The organism is Sedimentibacter sp. LTW-03 (assembly GCF_052059825.1).
In the GTDB taxonomy this organism is placed as follows: Bacteria; Bacillota; Clostridia; order Tissierellales; family Sedimentibacteraceae; genus Sedimentibacter.
On record NZ_CP197180.1, the window covers coordinates 1582264 to 1605429 of the forward strand.

Annotated in this window: 23 protein-coding genes; 3 read left to right on the plus strand and 20 right to left on the minus strand. The window is 35.5% G+C overall.

Annotated elements, in window-relative coordinates:
- Positions 1-92 precede the first annotated feature (92 nt).
- Positions 93-572 carry an S-ribosylhomocysteine lyase gene (locus ACS3UD_RS07955; RefSeq protein WP_308136988.1) on the plus strand — a complete coding sequence of 160 codons (480 nt, stop codon included), beginning with the start codon at positions 93-95 and terminating at the stop codon, positions 570-572.
- Positions 573-681: 109 nt separating this feature from the next.
- Here ACS3UD_RS07955 and typA read toward each other — a convergent pair whose 3' ends face one another.
- From typA to ACS3UD_RS08020, 13 genes are all read right to left on the minus strand, one after another.
- The gene (gene typA / locus ACS3UD_RS07960) at positions 682-2511 is read right to left on the minus strand and encodes a translational GTPase TypA (protein ID WP_308140102.1); all 1830 of its coding nucleotides are present in this window, start codon (positions 2509-2511) and stop codon (positions 682-684) included.
- A 444-nt stretch (positions 2512-2955) separates the two neighbouring features.
- A complete protein-coding gene (locus tag ACS3UD_RS07965; RefSeq protein WP_308136987.1) occupies positions 2956-4131 on the minus strand; it encodes an amidohydrolase in 1176 nt (391 codons plus the stop codon).
- A gap of 17 nt (positions 4132-4148) precedes the next feature.
- The gene (trpS, locus tag ACS3UD_RS07970; RefSeq protein ID WP_308136986.1) at positions 4149-5150 is read right to left on the minus strand and encodes a tryptophan--tRNA ligase; all 1002 of its coding nucleotides are present in this window, start codon (positions 5148-5150) and stop codon (positions 4149-4151) included.
- Positions 5151-5303: 153 nt separating this feature from the next.
- Positions 5304-6452 carry an ABC transporter permease gene (locus tag ACS3UD_RS07975; RefSeq protein ID WP_308136985.1) on the minus strand — a complete coding sequence of 383 codons (1149 nt, stop codon included), beginning with the start codon at positions 6450-6452 and terminating at the stop codon, positions 5304-5306.
- Positions 6406-7596, minus strand: coding sequence for an ABC transporter permease (locus ACS3UD_RS07980; RefSeq protein ID WP_308136984.1), 1191 nt, complete (start codon positions 7594-7596; stop codon positions 6406-6408). Before ACS3UD_RS07980 ends, ACS3UD_RS07975 begins: the two co-directional genes overlap by 47 nt.
- A 12-nt stretch (positions 7597-7608) precedes the next feature.
- Complete coding sequence (locus tag ACS3UD_RS07985) at positions 7609-8859, minus strand: HlyD family secretion protein (RefSeq protein WP_308136983.1); 1251 nt, start codon at positions 8857-8859, stop codon at positions 7609-7611.
- Positions 8860-8876: 17 nt separating this feature from the next.
- The gene (locus tag ACS3UD_RS07990) at positions 8877-10559 is read right to left on the minus strand and encodes a TolC family protein (RefSeq protein WP_308136982.1); all 1683 of its coding nucleotides are present in this window, start codon (positions 10557-10559) and stop codon (positions 8877-8879) included.
- Positions 10560-10583: 24 nt separating this feature from the next.
- The gene (locus tag ACS3UD_RS07995) at positions 10584-10955 is read right to left on the minus strand and encodes a hypothetical protein (protein WP_308136981.1); all 372 of its coding nucleotides are present in this window, start codon (positions 10953-10955) and stop codon (positions 10584-10586) included.
- A 159-nt stretch (positions 10956-11114) separates the two neighbouring features.
- On the minus strand, positions 11115-12860 hold the full coding sequence (locus tag ACS3UD_RS08000; RefSeq protein WP_308136980.1) for a sensor histidine kinase: 1746 nt from the start codon (positions 12858-12860) through the stop codon (positions 11115-11117).
- Entirely contained in the window at positions 12857-13549 is a 693-nt protein-coding gene (locus tag ACS3UD_RS08005) for a response regulator transcription factor (RefSeq protein ID WP_308136979.1), read from the minus strand. The genes ACS3UD_RS08000 and ACS3UD_RS08005 overlap by 4 nt, the downstream gene beginning before the upstream one ends.
- A gap of 179 nt (positions 13550-13728) precedes the next feature.
- Positions 13729-14448, minus strand: a complete 720-nt coding sequence (locus tag ACS3UD_RS08010) for a hypothetical protein (RefSeq protein ID WP_308136978.1) — start codon at positions 14446-14448, stop codon at positions 13729-13731.
- A gap of 358 nt (positions 14449-14806) precedes the next feature.
- A complete protein-coding gene (locus ACS3UD_RS08015) occupies positions 14807-15508 on the minus strand; it encodes a hypothetical protein (protein WP_308136977.1) in 702 nt (233 codons plus the stop codon).
- A gap of 80 nt (positions 15509-15588) precedes the next feature.
- The gene (locus ACS3UD_RS08020; protein ID WP_308136976.1) at positions 15589-16941 is read right to left on the minus strand and encodes an S-layer homology domain-containing protein; all 1353 of its coding nucleotides are present in this window, start codon (positions 16939-16941) and stop codon (positions 15589-15591) included.
- 200 nt (positions 16942-17141) lie between these two features.
- Between ACS3UD_RS08020 and rlmH the strand changes: the two genes are divergently transcribed.
- Complete coding sequence (rlmH, locus tag ACS3UD_RS08025) at positions 17142-17621, plus strand: 23S rRNA (pseudouridine(1915)-N(3))-methyltransferase RlmH (protein WP_308136975.1); 480 nt, start codon at positions 17142-17144, stop codon at positions 17619-17621.
- Here the strand turns inward: rlmH and ACS3UD_RS08030 are convergent.
- The 7 genes from ACS3UD_RS08030 to ACS3UD_RS08060 all read right to left on the minus strand — a co-directional run bounded on the left by ACS3UD_RS08030 (position 17612) and on the right by ACS3UD_RS08060 (position 21051).
- On the minus strand, positions 17612-17698 hold the full coding sequence (locus tag ACS3UD_RS08030; RefSeq protein ID WP_374049911.1) for a putative holin-like toxin: 87 nt from the start codon (positions 17696-17698) through the stop codon (positions 17612-17614). The genes rlmH and ACS3UD_RS08030 overlap by 10 nt on opposite strands.
- A gap of 55 nt (positions 17699-17753) precedes the next feature.
- A complete protein-coding gene (locus ACS3UD_RS08035) occupies positions 17754-18332 on the minus strand; it encodes a Fic/DOC family protein (RefSeq protein WP_308136974.1) in 579 nt (192 codons plus the stop codon).
- A 5-nt stretch (positions 18333-18337) separates the two neighbouring features.
- A complete protein-coding gene (locus tag ACS3UD_RS08040) occupies positions 18338-18667 on the minus strand; it encodes a type II toxin-antitoxin system RelB/DinJ family antitoxin (RefSeq protein WP_308136973.1) in 330 nt (109 codons plus the stop codon).
- Between the two features lie 143 nt (positions 18668-18810).
- Positions 18811-19065, minus strand: coding sequence for a TfoX/Sxy family protein (locus ACS3UD_RS08045; RefSeq protein WP_308136972.1), 255 nt, complete (start codon positions 19063-19065; stop codon positions 18811-18813).
- 80 nt (positions 19066-19145) lie between these two features.
- Complete coding sequence (locus tag ACS3UD_RS08050) at positions 19146-19928, minus strand: VanW family protein (RefSeq protein WP_308140101.1); 783 nt, start codon at positions 19926-19928, stop codon at positions 19146-19148.
- Positions 19929-19989: 61 nt separating this feature from the next.
- Positions 19990-20490, minus strand: a complete 501-nt coding sequence (locus ACS3UD_RS08055; RefSeq protein WP_308136971.1) for a GNAT family N-acetyltransferase — start codon at positions 20488-20490, stop codon at positions 19990-19992.
- Positions 20491-20604: 114 nt separating this feature from the next.
- Entirely contained in the window at positions 20605-21051 is a 447-nt protein-coding gene (locus tag ACS3UD_RS08060; RefSeq protein ID WP_308136970.1) for a GNAT family N-acetyltransferase, read from the minus strand.
- A 257-nt stretch (positions 21052-21308) separates the two neighbouring features.
- Between ACS3UD_RS08060 and asnB the strand changes: the two genes are divergently transcribed.
- Positions 21309-23153 (plus strand): asparagine synthase (glutamine-hydrolyzing), encoded by a 1845-nt coding sequence (asnB, locus tag ACS3UD_RS08065; protein WP_308136969.1) that lies wholly within the window; start codon positions 21309-21311, stop codon positions 23151-23153.
- Positions 23154-23166 lie beyond the last annotated feature (13 nt).

Genomic DNA, 23166 nt, shown 5'->3' on the forward strand with positions numbered 1-23166 from the left:
CAATCATATAAGTTTACATACCAATCTAATTGTTGTAAAATTAAATTAATATAAATATAGTCAAAATATATATTTTTTATAAAGGAGTACAAATGAAAAAAATTGAAAGTTTTCAGGTAAATCATCTGAAATTAAAAAGAGGAATATACGTTTCAAGAAAAGATGCTGTGAATGATTCAGCTGTAACTACATTTGACATAAGAATGAAGGAACCCAATAATGAACCTGTAATCAACACAGCAGAGTTGCATGCAATAGAACATCTGGGAGCAACATTTCTAAGGAATCATGCGGTTTATGACAAGCAAACAGTGTATTTTGGGCCAATGGGATGCAGAACAGGATTTTATGTTATTTTTAAAGGAGACTTAAAATCAATAGATGTTGTTGATATAATAAAAGAAATGTTTAAGTTCATTAAAGATTATGAAGGAGAAATTCCCGGAGCAGATGCACGCTCCTGCGGAAACTACCTCGATATGAACCTGCCAATGGCAAAGTATGAAGCATCCAAATTTTACAATGAAGTTTTGTTAAATTTAAGGGACGAAAATTTAATTTATTCGAAATAGTTAAATGTGTAATTACCAAGAAGAAAAAATTGAAAATAGTTTCCATATTGAATGTCACTATCAGTTAAGAAATGGAAGAGCAGCTGCTCTTCCATTTTTATTAAATATATTATTGTGTCTTCAATCTGTTCGCGTGTTTCCTTCTGTCCATTTCAGTAAGATGTCTTTTTCTTAATCTTATATTGTCAGGAGTTACTTCCACAAGCTCATCATCATTAATAAATTCCAACGCCGATTCCAATGTCATGATTCTTGGAGGTGATAATTTTATTGAATCATCCGCTGATGAAGATCTTGTATTGGACTGTTTTTTAGCCTTGCACGGATTTACGGTTATATCCTCTCCTCTTGCACACATACCAATAATCATTCCTTCATACACCTTTTCACCGGCACTGATGAACAATGTTCCCCTGCTTTCAAGGTTATTTAAAGAATATGCAATTGCTTCACCTTCGTCGTTTGAAATAAGCACTCCGTTAATTCTTTGAGGAATTTCTCCTTTGTATTTCTCGTAATGGTCAAAGCTCCTTACCATTGTACCTTCGCCTCTGGTATCATTTATCAGCTCTGTTCTGTAACCCAGAAGTCCTCTTGTAGGAACCATGTACTCAATCCTTACATAATTTCCGTCTGGAGTCATGGATACCATCATTCCTTTTCTTACATTAAGCTTTGAAATTACTGAACCTGAATATATTTCAGGAACATTTACAAATACTCTTTCAATAGGCTCCATGGTAACGCCATCAATTTTTCTCAGTATTACTTCAGGACGTGAAACCGCAACTTCATAGCCTTCTCTTCTCATGTTTTCAAGGAGGATTGAAATATGAAGCTCTCCTCTTCCTGATACCTTGTAACCGTCTACAGCATCTTCCAACGGTTCAACCCTTAACCCTACATTTACCTCAAGCTCCTTTTCAAGCCTTGCTTTAAGATGTCTTGTAGTCACATACTTGCCTGACAATCCAACAAATGGAGATGTGTTTATCAAAAAATTCATTGAAAGTGTCGGCTCTTCTATTTTGATTGTCTCCATGGGTTTTACTTTGTTTTCTGTACATATCGTATCGCCTATGGAAATGTTTGGGACTCCTGCCACTACTACTATTTCGCCGCTTGAAGCTTCTTTTACGCTTATTCTGCTAAGGCCTTGGTATATAAATATATTTGATACCTTTTGCTTTTCTACAGATCCGTCATGCTTTGCCACAGATACAGTCTGGCCCTCTTTGATTGTCCCGGCTGTAACTCTTCCTATTCCAAGTCTTCCTATATATTCATCATACGCAAGTGAAGATATCTGCATTTGCAAATCTTCTCCATCTCTGTCAGGATACGGCGCAACGTGATTTATTATTGTTTCGAACAATGGTTTTATGCTGTCGCTGGGCTGATCCAGTTCGTACTGAACAATGCCTTGTTTTGCTATTCCGTACAATATAGGAAAGTCAAGCTGTTCATCAGTGGCATTCAACTCAACAAATAAGTCAAATACCATGTCTACAACTTCTTCTGCTCTATTGTTTTTCTTGTCTATTTTGTTAATAAGCAGAATAGGTTTCAGACCTATTGCCAGTGACTTTTGAAGAACAAATCTAGTTTGTGGCATAGGGCCTTCTATTGAGTCAACCAGCAGAATAACTGTATCCACAGTCTTCATAATACGCTCAACCTCTGATGAGAAATCCGCATGCCCTGGCGTATCCACAATATTAATTTTATAATCTCCATGCATTACTGAGCAGTTTTTTGAATAAATAGTTATTCCTCGTTCACGTTCAATTGCGTTAGAATCCATTACTTGATCTACCATTTCCTGGTTTTCTCTAAAAACGCCGCTTTGTTGAAGAAATGCATCTACTAATGTTGATTTTCCCGCATCTACGTGGGCTATTACCGCTATATTTATTATCTTATTTTTCATATTTACCATCCTCTTTTTTTCCACTGATAAGTTTATTCTTTCTAAAGACATTTTGCAAGTTTTTTTTCATATATTACACAAATTTTAATAAATAATTCAATAACTTGCAAATAACTAGCTGAGAATTCTATAGCACCGCCATTAAATTTAATCCTCACACATAGTTTGTCTCCCTTAATTAATAAATATATTTATTGAATTTTACGAATTGATAAACACAAAAAGGCCTTTCGGCCTTTTTGTTAAGCATTAAAAATGCTTAAAGGGGTATTGGGAATATTTTTAGTTATCGGGGGGGATAACCAATTATCATTATATCAATTATTTGATAATAATACAAGCTGATTGTTCTACAAAACTACATTTAATTTAATTCAATATTTTATATACCCATATGCAATAGGTTTATACTTGTTTATTGCATAATAGAACGTCAAAATGTATAGCTGATAGCTAAGCTATTACCTTTTCGTTTTTATAAACAATTCTGCCGTCTATTATGGTCATTACAGTTTCATAATCAACATCCAATAAAGGATTGCCTTTAAATATTGCTATATCCGCATCCTTACCTGCCTTGATGCTTCCAACTCTGTCAGCTATTCCGGTAATTTCAGCTGGATTTATTGTTATTGATCTCCATCCTTCTTCTTCCGGAAGTCCGGCCTTCACTGCCATGCCTGCACACATAGGTATGTGTTGAATGGGTATAACATTTGAATCTGTTATAATTGCAATTTTTATTCCTGAATCATATAATACTTTAGGTGTTTCGAAGCTTTTATTCTTAAGTTCATACTTTGTTCTGGACCCAAAAGTTGGCCCAATAAAGCAACTCTTGCCTGCTTCCTTCAATTCTTCGGCAATTAAATGTCCTTCCGTGCAATGATCTAAAGTAATGTCTAAATCAAATTCTTTGGCAATCCTAAGTGCCGTAAATATGTCATCCGCCCTGTGAGCATGCGCCTTCAAAGGAATCTCTTTTCTCATAACAGGCAGTAGAGCATCAAGCTTAAGATCAAAATCTGGCTTTTTGTCAGGATCTTCAACAGAAGCATCCAAATCTTCCTTATATTCCTTTGCCTCGTACAGCGTTTCCCTGAGCAATGCAGCTATGGCCATTCGAGTTACAGGAGACTTGTGCTGTTCATCATATACCCTTTTTGGGTTTTCGCCAAAAGCAATTTTCATGGCAACAGGATCTTTTATAACCATATCGTCCACTCTTTTGCCGTATGTCTTCATAGCCAAAAATGTTCCGCCTATTACATTAGCACTTCCCGGTCCTGTTATCGCTGTTGTTACTCCACCTTCAATTGCATCCGTGAACCCTTGGTCCATGGGGTTTATTGCATCAATTGCTCTCAGCTGTGGAGTTATGGGTTCCGTATCTTCATTGCCATCTGATCCTTCAAAACCTATGCCCTCTTCCCACATGCCTATGTGACAGTGACCATCAACAAAACCAGGAGAAACTATTAGCCCTCCTGCGTCTATTACCTCTGCATCATCTGGTATCTCCAGTTCCTTGCCAACAGCCTTTATCTTTCCTTCTTCAATAATTATTTGTCCGTTTTCTATATCTTTACCTGCCATAGTTTTTATATAGCCGTTTTTAATTACAATCATGTGTCCTCCGTTATGAATTAATATCTTGGAATAAAGCCTACCTTTTTATAAACCTTTCTCAATGTCTTTCTTGCTACTACCTCAGCTTTTTCAGCGCCTTTTACATAAATTCTTTCCAGATAATCTTTGTTCTTCAGCAAGTAATCAATTTTATCCTGAAGAGGTTTAAGCTCTCCGATTATTATCTCTGCAACGTCCTCCTTGAATTGGGCATAGCCCTTTCCATCATAAAGAGATACTATTTCATCGGATGATTTACCGGTTATTTTAGAATATATATTTATCAAGTTTTTAACGCCGGGCTGGTTATTGTCGTACCTTACAACGCCCTCAGAATCTGTTACTGCCCTTTTAAGCTTTCTTCTGACCGCATCAGGATCGTCCATTAAAATTATATATGAATTTTCATTTGGATCTGATTTTGACATTTTGCTGGTGGGATCCTGAAGACTCATTATTTTTGCTCCGTCCTTAGATATAAATGCATCCGGAACTTTGAACGTTTCGCTGAAGCGATTATTAAACCTTTGAGCAATGTCTCTTGTAATTTCAAGATGTTGTCTCTGATCCTCTCCAACAGGAACTAGATCAGCCTGATATAAGAGTATATCTGCCGCCATAAGGACAGGATATGTAAATAACCCGGCTGGAATTGAATTGTTGTCAAGTTTTTGTGACTTATCTTTGAACTGCGTCATTCTCCCCAGCTCACCGAAGTATGTTAAGCAGTTTAAAACCCATGACAGCTCCGCATGAGCAGATACATGGGATTGTATAAACAAAGTAACCTGGTCTGGATCCAAGCCTGCTGCAATATAATTAGCAAGTACCTCCAGTGTGTTTTTTCTCAAATTCTTGGGTTCCTTTGGAACTGTAATGGCATGCATATCTACTACACAGTAATAGCTGTCATATTCGCCCTGAAGCTTTACCCAGTTTTTTAATGCCCCAAGATAATTTCCCAGCGTAAGTGATCCTGATGGCTGCATACCGCTGAATATAACCTTTTTATTCTCCATTGTAACCTCCATATATTAAAAAGAACCTTCCAGCACATAAGACGAGAAAGCCCTAAAAAGTCTGATTTTTTTGATTATACTACAATCAATTTTATTTGTCAATGTACTGAAAGACCGCGAAAAAATGGATTTTTCACGGTCTGCAGACATTCATTACTGCTGTATGGTATCAGAATATGTGAGCGTAAATGATTTTTTATATAAATGAATACCTAATGGAAACCAAATTGCAGAAAACAGTAAAAGACTTATAATGTTTGGAAGAACAGTAATGAATCCCATCCCTTTTATAATTACCTCCTGCACTGTTTTTGCATAATATATCAAAGGCCAGGATATTTTCATTATCACTGCTAAAATCCACGGCATCTGCTCTACAGGCCACACACATCCAGCAGTTGCAAATGTGGGCAGCGACAGCATAAATTCAAGCTGTGAATATTTAATCCTGTCCTTTGTTAATGACAACATAATCAGAGACGGCCCTGTAAGCGCCAATATAAAGCAAAGTGTCATTATAACAACCGTAAGCATGTTCCCGGTAAACGGAACATGGAAAAGCATTTTAAGAATCAAAATACTTGCAATCAACGCCGGTATCATTGCTATAAAACATGAGCTTACTATTCCCAGTACCTTTTTAGCAGTATCTCCATGTGTTATGTATTCGCTCTCTCTGAAAAAAGAACCTCCCATGGCAGCAAGCATAAGCTGCTGAATGAATATTGCCAGGAAACAAATCATAAGGTAATTCATGTAGGTCATTTTAGGGTCGAATAAAATTCTTTCGCCAATGTTATATACGAGAGCCATGTTTTCAGCCACAGCAGGCAAAACACCTTTACCCTGTATCAGCTTCATTTCAATTCCGGCTGAAACTGATTGAACTATCATAGTAGCCTGGGCCAAAGCATTGTTTGCCGTAACAACATTTGAACCGTCTGTAATGACCAATATTTCAGAGGATTTATACGTTCCTACCTTGCTTTCAAAACCTTTCGGAATATATAACCCCATTTGCACTTCCCCGTTGTCAATGAGCTCCTGAAGTTCTTGTCTTGATTCGGGATAATTCGTTACCTGAAATCTTTCATTTGTAATAAAATAACTGTTTACAAGCCGGCTGAGGCTGGTGCAGTCTTCATCCAATACAGCAACAGGCACATCTTTTACATAATCATTGTAATATATGCCTCCAAAAAGAAGTGTAAGAAAAATCGGACCAATAAAAACAATTATCATCATGCCCTTGTGCTTAAATATTGAGCGAAATCCCCTTTTCATCGCGTTCATATAAGTCATAAGCCTTCACCTCCCCGAAATCGGATTTTTGCTCCGCTATAAGCATAACTCCTTCAGACAGCAGCAACATTACCGCTCCAAAGATAAGCATATAAATTATATCTCCGTAAATTTGATTTATTGAAAGCCCTTTAAGGTATAAATACCGTATATTACTTACATAGTGAGTAAAGGGCAGAAATTCAGCAAAACTCCTGTATCCTGAAAGCATCGACAATAGAGGCCATGTAGTTCCAGCCATTGCAGAATTAGGAATAAATACAACTGCTCCTGCAACTACGGCTATCATTCTGTTCTCAAACAGGGCAGAAATAAGAATGCAGAATGCAGAAACTGAAAAGCTTAAGGCAGCGGATAAAATTACCGCATAGAATATGTTACCTTCAAAAGGAAGGCGGAATACCACAACCTGAAAAACAATATTAATCATAAAAGCAATTGTGCCGCAAATAGTATAAAATATAGTCTTGCCTGTTGAATATCCCAAACGTTCGCTTCTTCTTTTTTTATATATACCGTGATCTACAGCCACTGCAGCCACCAATGCTATAGCAGACTGTACATACCCTGCCAACAAAATCGGAGACAGGAAATTATCAAAACTTTTTGTTGGATTATACAATGTTTGATTACTGAATTTTATTGCTTGAGCAATATTGTATGCCTCTTCATACGGCATATCCAGCCTTGCCGTAAGTTGTTTAATTGCCGCTCCAGCTTTATATGTCAATAGAATTTCGGTAGCCTTTGTTTTTGCGGCACTTGTAATGGACATATGGCTTCCGTCATACACCATCATTACGGTAGGAGATTTAAGCATGGCTATATCATTGTAAAAATTCTTCGGTATAATCATTCCTACCCTTGCTTTGCTGTTTTTCATAAGGTATTCCAGTTCATCTTCATTTGCCGGATGATAAACAACATTAAATATTTCATTGCTGTCAAAGGCATCCGTAAGCTGCATGCTAAATGTGGATTTATCATAGTCTATAACTGCCATTGGAATGCTGTCAATAAATTCATGCGACAGTTCTAAGCCCAGCACTATAGCAAAGATCAACGGTAATACCAGAAGCACTAAAATGCTCATTTTATTTTTCCTAAAGCTATAATATTCGTCTTTAAAGCTTTTAAAAATCATTGCACACACATCCTAATCAGCAAAATCCACGATAGCTGTCATTCCGGGTCTTATTAGCTCATCATGATTATCTAATTCAATTTTTACTTCGTATGAAACAATATCAATATTTCCGTTTTCCGATGTAGCTTTTTTTACGGCAAAATCCGGCTGCTTATTGATTGTAACTATTTTACCTATAAATTTCTTCCCCTTGTAAGCTGGAAGATTTACATCTACCGACTGTCCTTCCGACAGATCGCTCAGCTTATATTCATCAAGATTTGCACTCACCCAGCACTTATCCAAATTACTAACTGTTCCTATGGAAGTTCCTGTAGATACCAGCTCTCCCTCATCGGAATTTAACGCTGTAACAGTTCCGTCAATAGGAGATTTTATAAGCGTATCCTGCAGATATACCTCTACCTCCTGCTGTCCTGCTTTAGCCTGCTCTAACTTTCCCTGAGCCGCCGTAAGCCCAGCCTGAGCCTGATTTACCTGAGCAAGAGCAATGTTTGAAGCTTCATTTGCCTGATTAAGCAATGACGCGCTGGACTGGACTCCTGCCTCAGCCATTGAGAGCTGTGCTAAGGCTGCTTTTTTATCTTCCGATCTTGCCCCTTCTTTTGCCATATTTAGAGTCTGCTCTGAAACATCCATCTGTGTTTTTATTTCTTCAAGCTTCTGCTTTGTAAGAGCTCCTCCCTCATAAAGAACCTTAGCTCTGTCATATGTAGATTTCCATAAATTATATGCACTTTCAGCCTGAGCTACTTCCTGCGTTCTAGCACCATTTTCGGCTTTTTCGCTTACAGCCTTTGCCATATCTCTTTGACTTTGACTTGCCTTGAGCCCTGCCTCTGCTTGCTTTACCCTCTCCTGAGACAGACTGTAGTTTCCCTGAGCCATTTCAAGCAATGCCTTCGATGCATCAACACCTGCCTGTGCCTGCTCTATCTGCGCTTCCAGCTGCGCCTTTTTGGCCTGCAGCTCCTCACTTGATATTTCTACAATAGGATCCCCCGCCTTAATCTTCTGTCCTTCTTCTACATAAAACTTCACAATTCTCCCAGGTATTTTTGTGTTTAGGCTTACGTCCTTGGCATATACAATACCTTGAGATTTATCCTTATCAATACTGCCGGCACTTACCTGAACCGCCCCTACGGTAATAATCATTGCTGAGCATATTACCACGAGAGAAACAACAATTTTTCTGATATTCCTACTTATCCACTCCTTATTGGAGACAGTTTTCAATGTATCTTTAAATCTGTTCATATGCTTTCCGTCCTTTCTTATTTATAAATTAAAATTCCTGCATCATTTTGATACTTTATTCTTGCCATTATGCTGTTGTATCTAATTTGAGCAACCTGAGCCTCAACCTCTGACAGCTTTTCCTGTGCCGCAATAAGTTCAATCACAGTGCCGGAACTCTCCTCAAGATTCATCTGTTTTAAAAGAGAGTTTTCTACACCAAACCCCTGCTCATACTTCAGCTTAGCAATTCTTACAACTTCCTCTGCATTGCCTACAAGTTCTTTTGATTCTTCCAGCATTTTATTCAATGCGGTCATTGTCTCATAAGACTGCACAATGTCGGATTCCACAGTTTTTTTAACCTGTTCAAGCTGCAGCTCTGCACCTTCCCTCAACAGTTTAGCCTCTTTAATTGCTCTGGAATTTGTTCTATATTCAGCTCTTGATGTAATCAGCTTTTCGTTTAGCTGATATATAGCCAGTTGCCCCAAAGCCTGCTGTATTTCAAGCCTGTTTGTCAACCCTGATTTTATTCCTTCCTCAAGGCTTTCAACTTCTGCATTATTTGGATCCACATCTGCCAGTGTTATTTCAGTATCAAAATCAATATTCATATTTTTTTTCAACTCTGTAACCGCATTATTATAATCAGCTATTGCCAGATCGTATTGAAGAACTGTGCTGTCATAATACATTTTACTTAGCAAAAGATCGTCTTTCGCCTTCATTCCGTTATCATAAGACAGTTTAACAATATTGTACTGCTTTTCTCCGCGTTTCATTGCAATTTCTTTAAGTTCTGCAAATTTTTTTGTGTACAATGCATCATAATAATTTTTATTTATAAGCATTGCTATCTGGTTTTTGTATATACTTTTTGCATACCTGGTTACATCAAGATTAACTCCGCCCATTTCTATCATAAGTTTACTTGCATCATTTGCATCAAGTGTTATAAAACTTCCGTAATCCATCTTTACATCAAGCTTTTCAGAGGTATCTTTAAGTACATCCTTAAACTGCTCTTTTTTTAATTCAAGTGTTTCCTTTGCTTCGGACAGTGCTGTGGAAGCTTCGCTTATTTTACCTTTTGATCCTTCCAGCTCATTTTCAACACCGGATATTATTTGTGAAGCAACGCTTTGTGCCATGCTTTCAGGGTATCCGTTTTTAACTAACTCAGATACTATATTAGAGCCTGCAGGAATAACAATTGCATTTCCCAAAGGATCCTTAAATGGTATTGACTGTGGAGCTATACCTTTGCCAAGAAGCGCCTCCGCTTTATCTAGATTGCTTATTCCTTCTGCCAACTCCTTCTGTTTATCAAAAAGCTCATTGTTTGCATCGTTGAGGGTTTTTTTGGCATCTTTAAGATCTTTGGCATTCTTCTTTGAATTTTGATACAATACCTCAGCAATCTTAATCTTATTATCCAATATTTCAATAGTTTTGTTATGCTCCAACCCGTATTCTACTGCCGATTCAGCGGTGAAATTAACAACATTTTTTTCCTTGGGTTCTTCCTCATCAGTATTCTCACTATCTTCTTCAGAAGATTTACTGTCTTTTCCTTCATCCTCAGGTAGCTTGTATGGTGCTGTAACTTCCGTGCTGTCTTTGGAATCATCCGTGTTTTTATCAGCAGCATATACCGGATATACTGACGAACACAGCAATATAGAAGCAATGCATATAAAGGCCGTAATTTTTTTCATATTCATCATTCCTTTCTTGTTTTACTAAAAAACATATACTTTAACACTGTCTGTATTAACTTTAGATTTTTTTTCAAGGGTGCTCAAAACTGTATTATCGTTTGGCAGAATTATGTTTATAACATTGAACCTCTCAATACAATCTTTTAGTATGTCAATAGGATTATCAGAAAAAAATATGAGCATCTGTGCGTTAAGCTTCTCTGAAAGAGTAAACATATCTTCCAGCTCTCTGCTCAACTTTCTTCCCCATTTGCAATTTTCCTGAACATTTATTATGTACAATTGAGTATTTGTATCATCAGCAATTTTTCTGCCCTCGTTCAGGAACCCCCACCCCTCTGACTGTGCCTCTAAAAAAACTAAAGTTGTTTTGATCTTCAATTCATCAGGCATTTTACACCTCACAATTTGTATTCCCTAAACAATTTTAAAGTAATTATAATTTATATATTTGTATTTAGTATGGTATGAATTTGAACAATTGTGAACAACTTGGAAATAATGTTAACAAAAAAAGCATAAGCCCCAGCTTATGCTCAGATATTTATTCATTTATATTTCTTCTGTGTGTACCGTAAATTCAAACTTACTTCCCTTTCCGGCAGTGCTTTCCACCGTTATGCTCTCACCCATTATATTGAGTATCTCTTTTGCAATGGAAAGGCCAAGTCCTGTACCTTTTTTTGAACGTGACTTGTCACTTTTATAAAATCTGTCAAAAATATATGGTAAGTCATCAGGTGAAATGCCTTCACCAGTATCTTCAACTGAAACCGCAACATATTTTTCTGCTATCTTTGTGGATATTTCTATAGTTCCGCCTTTTTTTATAAATTTATAAGCATTATCCAGCAATATTACCATGACCTGCTCAATCCTGTCATAATTGGTATAAACCTTTGGAACTGGGCTTGCAGAATATACAAGACTGATTTCCTCGTCATGCAGCCTGTATCTTTCATATACCATTTCCAAGAGAGCTTTTAAATCTACCCTGCTTTTATCAATAACCGCCCCATCGTTCTGAAGCCTGGACAATTCCATAATATCATCCACAAGCCTTGAAAGTCTCAGGCTCTCCTGATAAATTATATTATAATATCTTTTAATATCCTTTTCGTCAGTCACAATGGAATCCATAAGTGGCTCAATTAGCCCTCTTATAGATGTCAGCGGTGAACGAAGTTCATGAGATACATTGGCCACATAATTTTTTCTCATGCTTTCCAGTTTTTCTAATTCAGTAATATCTCTAAACAATATAACAGCACCTACTGCAGAGCTTTTCTCATCCTCTATTGAAGCTATTATTATTCTTATAATACGTCCATTAGCAGTACTATTTTTAACGATAGAATATTTTCCCTCAATAACCTGTGTAAGTTCTGTCAAATCCTCAGATATTATTTCTATGTCATCCACACACGTTTCCTTTATATCCTCCTTTAAATTAAACATGTCCAAAAACACTTTGTTGAAATGCGTTATATTTTTATTTTCATCTACTGCAATCATGCCCTCTTCAAGGCTGTCCAAAACTTTTTGAAGCCTGTTTCTTTCTATAAAAAGCTGTGATACATTTCTGTACAAGTCAACAGACATCTTATTTAAGGTTCTTCCTAAAAAACCTATTTCTCCTTTCAGAGTTTCATCAGCCCGAATCGAAAAATCTCCCTCAGTCATAGAAAGAGCCACCTCTACAACATTCTTCACAGGTTTGACTATTCTTTGTAAAACCATGTATGAAAGAACCGAAATAAAAGGAATAACTATAAACAAAGAAATAATCACAGCCTTCATAAAACGCATCCTGTCAGGCAAGAAATCAGCTGCACACTCCAAAGCAAATGCGGCACAAATAATTTGATTTTCCTTTACAATCGGTATCCCCACAAGCACCAAAGGATTATTCGGATAATCGTATAATTTAACAACCGTTTTTTTATTTTTTAAAATTTCACTGATTGAATCATTTATTTTTTCTTCTGTAGTATTATCTGTTTTTTCTCCTGTGTTTATAAGAATTGTACCGTCAGAGTTAAATATAATATATTGTCTGTTATTTTCCTCCACGGAATTCATTATAATGTTTTCATATGTATTTCTGTCAATATTTCCGTCAATATAATTAAGAGTGTTCTGTTCCACAAGAGAAAGAGCCGGAATAAGCTGCTTCCCCATATTATCCACTTTAATACTTTCCGACATTACAGCACCCAAAAAAGCTACAAGCACCGATGATATCATCAGTGCCAGTGAAATTAAGATTGTAAGGCGTCTGGTTATTGTATTTTTCACTGTTCCACCTCGAATTTATATCCAACTCCGTACACTGTCTGCAGACTCCAGCTTGTACCATCCTGAGGCAGCTTTGATCTTATTCGCTTAATGTGTGTATCAACGGTACGTGTGTCACCGTAATATTCATATCCCCACACTCTGTCAAGTATCTGCTCTCTTGAAAATACTTGTCCCGGATTAGAAGCAAGAAGGTATAGTATTTCAACCTCCTTAGGCGTTGAAATTACAACTTCATTCTTGTACGTAACCTGATACTTTTTAATGCTTACTTTCATTTCGCCAAACAAAAGGGTCAATGATTTTCCTTCTACTGCATTTTCAGTAATCCTTCTTCTTACAGCCTTAATCCTGGCCACTACTTCCCTGGGGCTGAAAGGCTTTACTATGTAATCATCCGCTCCAAGCTCCAGGCCCAAAATCCTGTCAATTTCCTCGCCCTTTGCAGTCAGCATAATTATCGGCACCGTGCTTGATTTTCTTATTTCCTTGCATACGTCCAGCCCGTTTATTTTTGGCATCATAATATCAAGCACAACCAAATCAGGTCGGTTATCTTTGACCTGCATCAAGGCATTCTCTCCGTCATAGGCCGACATGCATGCAAAGCCCTCATTTTTTAAGTATATTTTAAGAGATTCATGCACCACCGGATCATCATCACATATCAAAATATTGGTATCTCTCATCTGTCAACTTCCTTCTTATAATTTTTGTCTCTATGCTATGAAAAGTATAACACAAAAATATATAATTGATAATATTGTTTTTCCAATAATTAATTCCACATTGAGTATATTCTAAGTTTGTTGCAAACGAGCTTCAGTTCAGCAAATAGCTTTTAGTCAAAGCAAACGCAATAGTGTCTCTAAAGCATGGAATCAATATCCTTCGTATCGCACATTTCTTGTTTTAGTAATTGGTAATATCCTGTAGTAGAAACCGCAAATGCACTAACCGCATCAACAATTATATCCTTCATTGTATCCTCCAAAGCTTCTCTTCCAACCAACGGAATTCCGTTTTTCAGCGTATGTTTTTGCATATTAAGAGATAGCAAGCCGTCAAAAGTAAATTCATAAATCTCCCAAGCAGCTCCTGCTGCCAATGCAAAGCAAAAAGCAAACATTGCAACAAAAAACGGACTCAATTTTAGGTTAATGTAACTGGCATCGTTTAAAAAACTCACAAGCCAAAACCCTAGCGCCCCAAGCATGGCCCCGCTGAATGCATGCAGAATTGTATCCCAGTATGGTATCAAATAGTAGAAATCCCGAACTTCTCCCAAATATATTGCACAAAATAAAAATATAAAATATAGCACTTCCATATTATTTGGAATATCTATTGAAAGCCGACGTTCAACTATAGATGGAATCATCATTACAATCAGTCCTAGAATACACTGTATAAGCATAAGAACATAATCACTTTTTATTTTAACATGAGCATCCGAAACGGTAAGCTCGGAAGGTGCCATTATTATTCTTACTATCGTATAAGCAATAGAGATTAATAAAACAACAAATAAGAAGTAGCCCGTGATATTCTTCCAATTTCTTTTCTTTTTTTCATTGATTCCCGACATATTTACCTCTCAGTATTCATTAAGTTTGCAACTAATTATATCCTATTATCCTTAATATTATATTATGCTGTGCTTTAGTATTCTTTTTTTTTCTTATTTATAAGACGATTCCCATTTCACTGCGGAAAATATCGCTAAAAAAAGGAGCAACATATACATTAATATGATACTCCTTTTTATTCTCCAACAAATATATTATTATTCCAAAATATAATTCAAGACAGCATCATTACCATTCATAAAATCCTCTATGGAAGGGCTTAACAGTATATCCGGCGTATATGTATTGCTGCCGTTCGTTACATATTTTATACAAAACAACGACCATCAGGTCGTTGAATATGCATAGTTGAAAATTTTAAATTTTCAGTATATATGTAATTATAAGAAACAAAAGTTGCGTCATTTCAATGATTGTTCCTTCAACTGAATTCGGAAGCTTTTTTATTTTTTCATCCAAAATGCTCACAACGGCAGCAAGTACAATATATGTAAGTGCAAGTGAAACAACCAATCTGTAATTAAAAACGGCAGCTGTAAAAAATGAAATTCCAAATGCTGCTATGATATGGTACCGCCCGCAGTACTTCATGATCGTCGTGTTGCTCTTGTTACGTTTTATTGCTGAGCTTGATATAATGAGACCTGAGTATCCTGCCGAAGCCATGACTATCAGTGCTGTGGAAGAGACAATTCTGAAAATAGAAAAATACATTAAATTAACCAATATAATACCGATCAGCCCTGCAAGCTGCTCTGACTGATTTTTTGGTTTTATATAATAATTTAATGTTTTGTAGGTATCTCTCATAGTTACGGTTTTTGTAACTACATTATAATATGAAAGGATTAAAGCACTTACAAAAAACCCATCATAGAATATTTTCAGAGACGAAATAATAAACGCAATAAAGCCGATGGCAATACCAATCAAGGGCAGTGCCATTATGCCGCTTTTATAATCTTCTTCATTTTCCTCTGCGTATATGGTAATATCAACACAAGTATATCTTTTCAGCATCAACACAATGCCTATTACAATACTTCTCAAGTCAAACATGTCTCTACCCTCATTATTTTTACCATTATAACACATATGAAAAATTTATTAAATATGTTATTTTCAAACAATATGTATTGTTAAATTAGCGAATAAAATCTCATCAGTATAAGATATGCTTCTTGGTATGTGCAATAATTGTGAGGCTTGAAGCTTGTTCCATAGCCCTTAAGCAGCCCTTTGCTTGATGCAAAATATATAAGGTTTTTTTCAGATTTGTTAACACTTGAAATGTCATCATAATTAACAGCCTCGTAGTCGGAAATATCAACACCCAGTTCATTTCCCAGATAGTTAAATATTCTTGCAATCTCAAGCCTGGTTATATATTTATTTAAATCCGACAATCCCTCGGCATCAATTAATCCTATCTGATATGCTTCATAAAGCTTTTTTTCTTTATAATCGCTCACGTTAAAATCAATGTTTACTACATCTGCACAACTATTAACAAAAATTTCACCTTTTACAGGGTCAATGGATACATTGCCCTCATCGCTAATTAAGTTGAAAGTTTTTACGAATTCTTCTCTGCCAAGCTTTTTTTCTATTACATTCAGAGTCAGTACATAAAAATCTTCTCTTGTTACATAGGATCCATACATTCCGTCAAATTCTTCAGGAATAAGAGCTGCCTCTTTCATAGCTTGTATAGTATCTAATGCCCAAGAATCAGGTTTTTGCGGTAAGGCTTCAAGCCACATCTTTGAATCCGCAGTTACGGATTTTAAACTTTCATCTAAAGCATGTGCTAAAACCTCAACCTTTTTATGTATAACGGTATAATTATCTTTATCAATAGTTCTTACAATATTGGGATGAATTTCATTGAACCATATTAAATCCACAACTTCATCTTCAAAGCTAAGGGAGGCATGTTTATTTACAAATACATTTTCATAACCATCTTTCCATGCACCGTATGTATAACCCTCATTTAATTTTTCAAATTCCTTTTTAATTTTGTCATAGCCGTAAGAATTAAATAAATAATCACTTATAAAGCGTCCCATCTCATAGACAAATCCTTCCTCAGATGCAACGCAAGAAGCATTATACATGCTGCTTTGAAGTGTATTTATATATATATCAGCCGAATGCTCATTTAATTTATATTCAGAAAACAAATCCTTTATTTTTTCAGTCTTATTTATTATAATATTTGTTTCTATACCATTATCAAAATAGTATTGTGTTATTTCCTTTATAACTCCATCCGAGAACCTGCTTAACCCTCGTTCAAGAACCAGCAGACATTCTCTGTATCTTACATATTCCCCGTCATCCGGAATAATTATATTTATATTGTAATTACTTTCAAGATTTTTAATTAATTCTTCTTCATCTGAAGGTTCATATGCAAGACCGTATGCATATGTTCCTATAAAGCATATTGCAAAGGCAACACATAAAATTCTTATTAGTTTTATCATAGTTTCTACCTCGCTAATTTGGATTTTATTGCTTGCGTTAGCGTGATTATTAAAAAATTATAACATATTAATAGTTTATAATCAATAATAAAATTGTAAACGTTTACTTAAAAAATCCTGTAAAAATTTGTTTCTTATTGTTATACTATTATATTATAGAGAAAAAAAATTATGAAAAAAACTTGCTTAAGGATACGAATATGAAAATTACAATAATTTCCGTAGGAAAAATTAAAGAAAGATTTTTTACAGACGCAATAAATGAATATTCAAAAAGACTTACAAAATTCTGCAGGCTGTCAGAAGAGATAATACATGACGAACGAGCTGACGAAAGCTTTTCTCCTGCAGAAATAGAACAGGTTAAAATTAAAGAAGGTATAAAAATATTAAATAAAATACCAAAAAACACTTATATTGTCGTGTTGGATGTAAAGGGAAAACAACTTACTTCAGAAGAGCTTGCCGAAAAAATCAATTCATTGGGAATTGACGGAATTTCAGATATAACGTTTATAATAGGCGGCAGTAACGGTCTGTCCAAGGAAGTTCTGGATGCTGCAAATTTCAAGCTTTCATTTTCCAAAATGACATTTCCGCACCAGCTTTTTAAAGTAATTTTAATGGAACAGATATACAGAACATTTAAAATTAATTCAGGTGAGGCATATCATAAGTAACTTTTTTTGTCATTTATGATAACCGCTACTAACATCGCAAACGCAATCATTAATGTTAAAGTATCATATATTGACATAGGCTATCGAAGCCGAAATGGTTATATACTTTCTGTGATAAATAACAAACATTGCCTATAACTTTTCACTTAAGCAAATATTAAATAGTTCTTCCATTTTACTATAATTGCACAAAAAAGAATCTTTACAAGCTTCTAACATTAGGTTATTATCTATTTTTCTAAAATCAATTCTATAATTGAAAAACAGTGCCAATTCTCTAATAAATTCTCTTTGACTACGTCCATTACCCTCTCTGAAAGGATGAAGTGCATTTATTTCAGAAAAATAATAAGCTAATTTTATTATCATTTCATCTCGACCCAAACTATATAAATAGTTGTCCTTCTTCAGACTTTCAAAAATACTATTAGCCTGTTCTTCAATATATTGAGCCTTACAAAACATATTTCCCTTAGATATATTTACTGTACGAATTTCACCAGCCCAATGATAAATATCTTGAAATATATATTTATGAATTGCCTGCAAATGTCTTAAGTCAAACTCACCTTCAATAGGAGTGTCAATCAAATCAGAAATACGTAACATTGTAAGTTTTCTTTCAGCTTCAATCAATATCTTACTATCTCGAATATTTAATTTATTAGTCAATACATCGGAATTAGCATAGCAATATACATGATCGCTCATTCTTATTACTCCTTGGTATATTCAGAAATTATTTTTTTCCGAATTTTATCAGCTGAACTCTTATCATTCCTATATTCTTTTAATAATAATATATCTTCTTTTGTTAAATTCATATTTTCCATCGCTAAAGTCGCAACTATTTCAGAAACTGCTTCATCTTCAGCATAGCTGGTTTCATTAAGCTTCACTTCAAACGGAATGCTTTTAGTCATAATAATTTGTTTTAATAGCATATTTACAACCGTAGATAAATTAGTACCTAACTTTTCAAGTATTTCAGATGCTAATTCCTTATCGCTTTCTTCCGCTCTCACTTGAATATATGTTTTTGACATAAAATCACCTCATCATAATTATACCTCATTGTAATGACAACATCAATACAATTTTATCTTTTATGAATAATTAGTCGTCAATAATATATGTTACGGAGAGGCATCATAAGTGCTATGCCTAACTTTATGTAGCAAAATGCTAGCTATTTTACTGAATTGCAAAATTTTTTCAGCTCACTTTTTATTTCCTCTGAAAGGCTGTGCCACCTGATTCCTTGTATTGCTCCCTCTAACGCGCACAGTCTGTTAATGCATGCAGAATTATCATTAGCCTTAATTTCAAGCCAGGCCTGTTTGCTTCCGACTTTCTTTAATTGTTCAGTTGTATTTATACCGATTTCATTAAGCTGTTCTTCAAGTTTAATTCCTATATTCGGTAATTTGCTTAATTCTCCCATTATTACCTCCTTCACAAGTTTTATTAGGCAACAGCAGTTAATACAATAATATAATAGCCATACGCTAACGTCATAAAGCTTCACTCCGCTTCCGACTCTATAAATGGTGAGTACATCATCAGCGCATGGTTTTCTGTTATATATTGTTCTTCTATTAATTCTCCAGACAAGTTATATTTTTTTCTGTAAAGCTCGTTGTGCCTGCTAAATGCTCCCCAGTATTCGCTCTCAAATCTATGGTTCTTTTCAACTATCTCATATCTGCTGCAGGGCTTGAAATCAGTCAGCCACTTGCCCTCTAAGTATGCGTCTCCAACCTTAACTCTCAGCTGAAAGTTATCTTCAGTATCATTTCTTATCATCAAATCCCTGTATGGATAAACGCAGGTTGCTCCACTGCCGAAAGGCTGAGTGCGGTTTGAATCCGGGAAAACATCAAATGAGTGGCGATATCTTTCCACAACCGTCAGCGGAGTATGAAGAGTCATCCAATATATCAGATTTGACAATTGACACAATCCTCCCCCAATTCCCATGGTATAGCTTCCACAATATAAAACCATGCCTTGTACATAACCTTTTCTTGAAGTAGGATTACCTATACACTTCCAATAGCTGAAGGTTTCTCCTGGCTTTATTATTATTCCGTCAATTTTTTTAACCGCAAGCTTCAGATTGATAATTTTATTGTATTGATAAATCATATCAACTTCCTTAAGCTTTCTGATCAATGGAGTATTATGAGAAAAATATTCATATTCCAAATTGCTTTCGGATTGATGCCCGGCATATTTATACTTACCTGAATGCCACAGCATGTACCGCAAAGCTGTATAATATACCTTCCCAGCCATCAAACGCATTTTGTTTCTGTTAACTGGTTTTATAGTCAAATTGTCGGCTTTCTTCAATTAACTTCCCCTTTTAATATTTTTGAAAGTATTCATCTTTTAGCATAGAGTAAACCACCTGATCCAAGTATCCTCTCTCGGATTTGTAATTCTGCCTCAGCACACCATCCCTGTGCATTCCCACCTTTTCGTAGAGCTTTATTCCTGCAGAATTATCAGGATATACGTCCAACCAGAATTTGTTCATTTTAAGATTTTCAAATGCAAACTTAAACAATCCTGTTATTACTTCACTACCATATCCCATTCTTTTTTTTGAGATAACAAATCTCCTAAGCTCAAATCGTCTGGACTTATTATCCAGGTGAATAAGACAGAACCCTACGGTTTCGCTATCTTCCTTCTGCTTGACAACAAAGAGGAAAAAGTCACTGTTCTTAATTTCTTCCTTATGCTCTTTATAAGTGCCTTTCCATACGAAGTTCCTGTTATCTTTATGATTTTCCAACTCCATAATTGTATCTATATCTGATTCCTTTGCATCATCCAAGTACAGTCTTTTAGTTTCGATCATTTTTGCCCCCTGTTAATTCTTATGTTTACTATATAATACCATAATTTGTGCTGCTATAAAAGAAGTTGTCCTGAAAGTAGTCCTAATTTGATTTCAATGCACTTCATGTATTTATTATAACCGCATTTCAATGGTATTTTCTTTAAACCCTAATGTTCTGTAAAACTGAATTGTATTTTCGTTTTCATATGCAACTATTATTGTAATATTTGTGCACCCATTATTTTTCATCCACTCTATATGGCTGCTCATCAGGCTTTTACCAATTCCACACCCACGGGCACCTTCATATACATGTAGAGAGTGAGTTTCTCCTTCAACTCCATTAAAAGTGGATATACAATATCCCAATATTTCTTTGTCTGAGGAATTTTCGGCAATTGTTATTTTTATGTGGTCTTTATCAAAGACACCAAAATTATTGATTCTCTCTTCAAAAATCAGATTTGAATATATTTCTCCAAAATTTTTTGATAATCTTTCATGGTACTCTCTGTTCTTTTCCCACAAACACTTTATAATTGAAACATCGCTGAATGGTATATCTCTGCAACAAAACATTTTATTCCTCCCATGTTTTTAAATTATGTGTTGCACTTCCTTCAATGCTAAAATCCTATGGTATCGTTATCTCCACATATTCATTTTTACATCCTTAGGCCATAGAAATATCAAAGCCATAGAAATATTATATAATAATCAGGATAATATTTCCACTGTTTACTTTAAACTGTAATTACATTTTATAAAATTATTATGGAACAATAGATGTATTGACACATAAAATTATTTTATCAAAATTAATTAGGAGGCATCATATGTGTGGTATTGCAGGATGGATTAACACCAAAGCAAAAATCTCAGGCAACATGGAAATAATGAAAAACATGACTGATAAATTATTATCCAGAGGGCCGGATAATTCCGGCTACTATGAGGATGAAAATATAATACTTGGTCACAGGCGTTTAATAATTGTTGATGCTGAAGGCGGAGTACAACCAATGATAAGGCAGATAGGGGAGCACAAGTTTTTGATGGTGTACAACGGCGAACTTTACAACACGGACGATTTAAGAAATGAACTAAAATTAAAAGGATACAATTTTGAATCATATTCAGATACGGAAGTGCTGCTTGTCTCATATATTGAGTGGGGTCCAAACTGTGTTAATCACATAAACGGCATTTTTGCATTCGGTGTTTGGGATGAATACAACAAAACTTTCTTTCTGGCAAGAGACCATTTGGGAGTAAAACCATTATTCTACAGCTTTAAGGATAATAACCTTTTATTTGCTTCTCAGATAAAGGCCATACTTGCACATCCCATGGCAGAACCTGCTATAGGAGAAGAAGGAATCATGGAAATACTAGGCCTTGGACCTGCACGTTCATTGGGCAGCGGAATATTTAAAGATATTAAAGAAATTCCACCTGCTCACTACCTTTTTTACAGAGACGGCTCAACTATGCTCAGAGAATATTGGAAACTCGAAGCAAAACCTCACGAAGAGGATTTCAAACAAACAAAACAGTCTGTTAGAAATCTGTTGATTGATGCTGTTGAGAGACAGCTTGTCTCTGATGTTCCGTTATGCACATTTCTTTCAGGCGGACTTGATTCAAGCGCCATTTCCTCAATATCTTCTAAATACCTGGCTAAACACGGTAGAGAAATACTCAACACATATTCCATAGATTACAAGGATAATGACAAGTACTTTCATTCTAATATGTTCCAGCCAACTTCCGATCAGCAATTTGCAGTAAAAATGTCCGAGCATATTAAAAGCATTCACCATACAGTAGTACTCGACAACTTAAAACTTATGAACGCCCTTGAGGATGCAGTCAAAGCAAACGATCTACCAGGAATGGCGGATATTGATTCCTCACTGTTATTATTCTGCAGAGAAATAAGAAAGAATTTTACGGTAGCCCTGTCAGGTGAGTGCGCTGATGAAATCTTCGGAGGATATCCATGGTTTACACGCCCTGAAGATATAAGTTCCGATACATTCCCATGGTCAAAATCAACAAAAGAAAGACGTGAAATCATTAATAAGGAGCTATCACATCTTCCGATAGAGGATTATGTAAATCAAAAGTATCACGATACTATCATCAAAGTATCTAAACTCAGCGGTGAATCAAAAGAAGAATCAAGAATGAGAGAGCTGTTTTATCTTAATATAAAATGGTTTATGATGGCGCTTTTAAACAGAAAAGACCGCATGAGCATGGCTAACAGCCTTGAAGTAAGAGTACCGTTTGCTGATTACAGGTTAGTTGAATACGCTTTTAATATTCCTAATAAATTTAAATTTTACAATGGCAGAGAAAAGGGTCTTCTAAGAGAGGCATTGAGAGGAATGCTTCCTGATTATATTATAGACCGAAAAAAATCTCCTTATCCCAAAACACATCATATTGATTACACAAATGCTGTTCAAAGCAAAATGAGAAACATCCTGTCAGATAGTAACGCACCTATTTATCAGCTTATTGACAAGGAAAAGGTCAGCGATATAGTAGAATCCGGAGGCAAATCCTTCAAAAAACCATGGTATGGTCAACTTATGACAGGCCCTCAGCTCATTGCCTACTTTATACAGATTAATACATGGATGCAGGAATTCAATGTAACCATTAAAAAGTAAGATATAATTATAT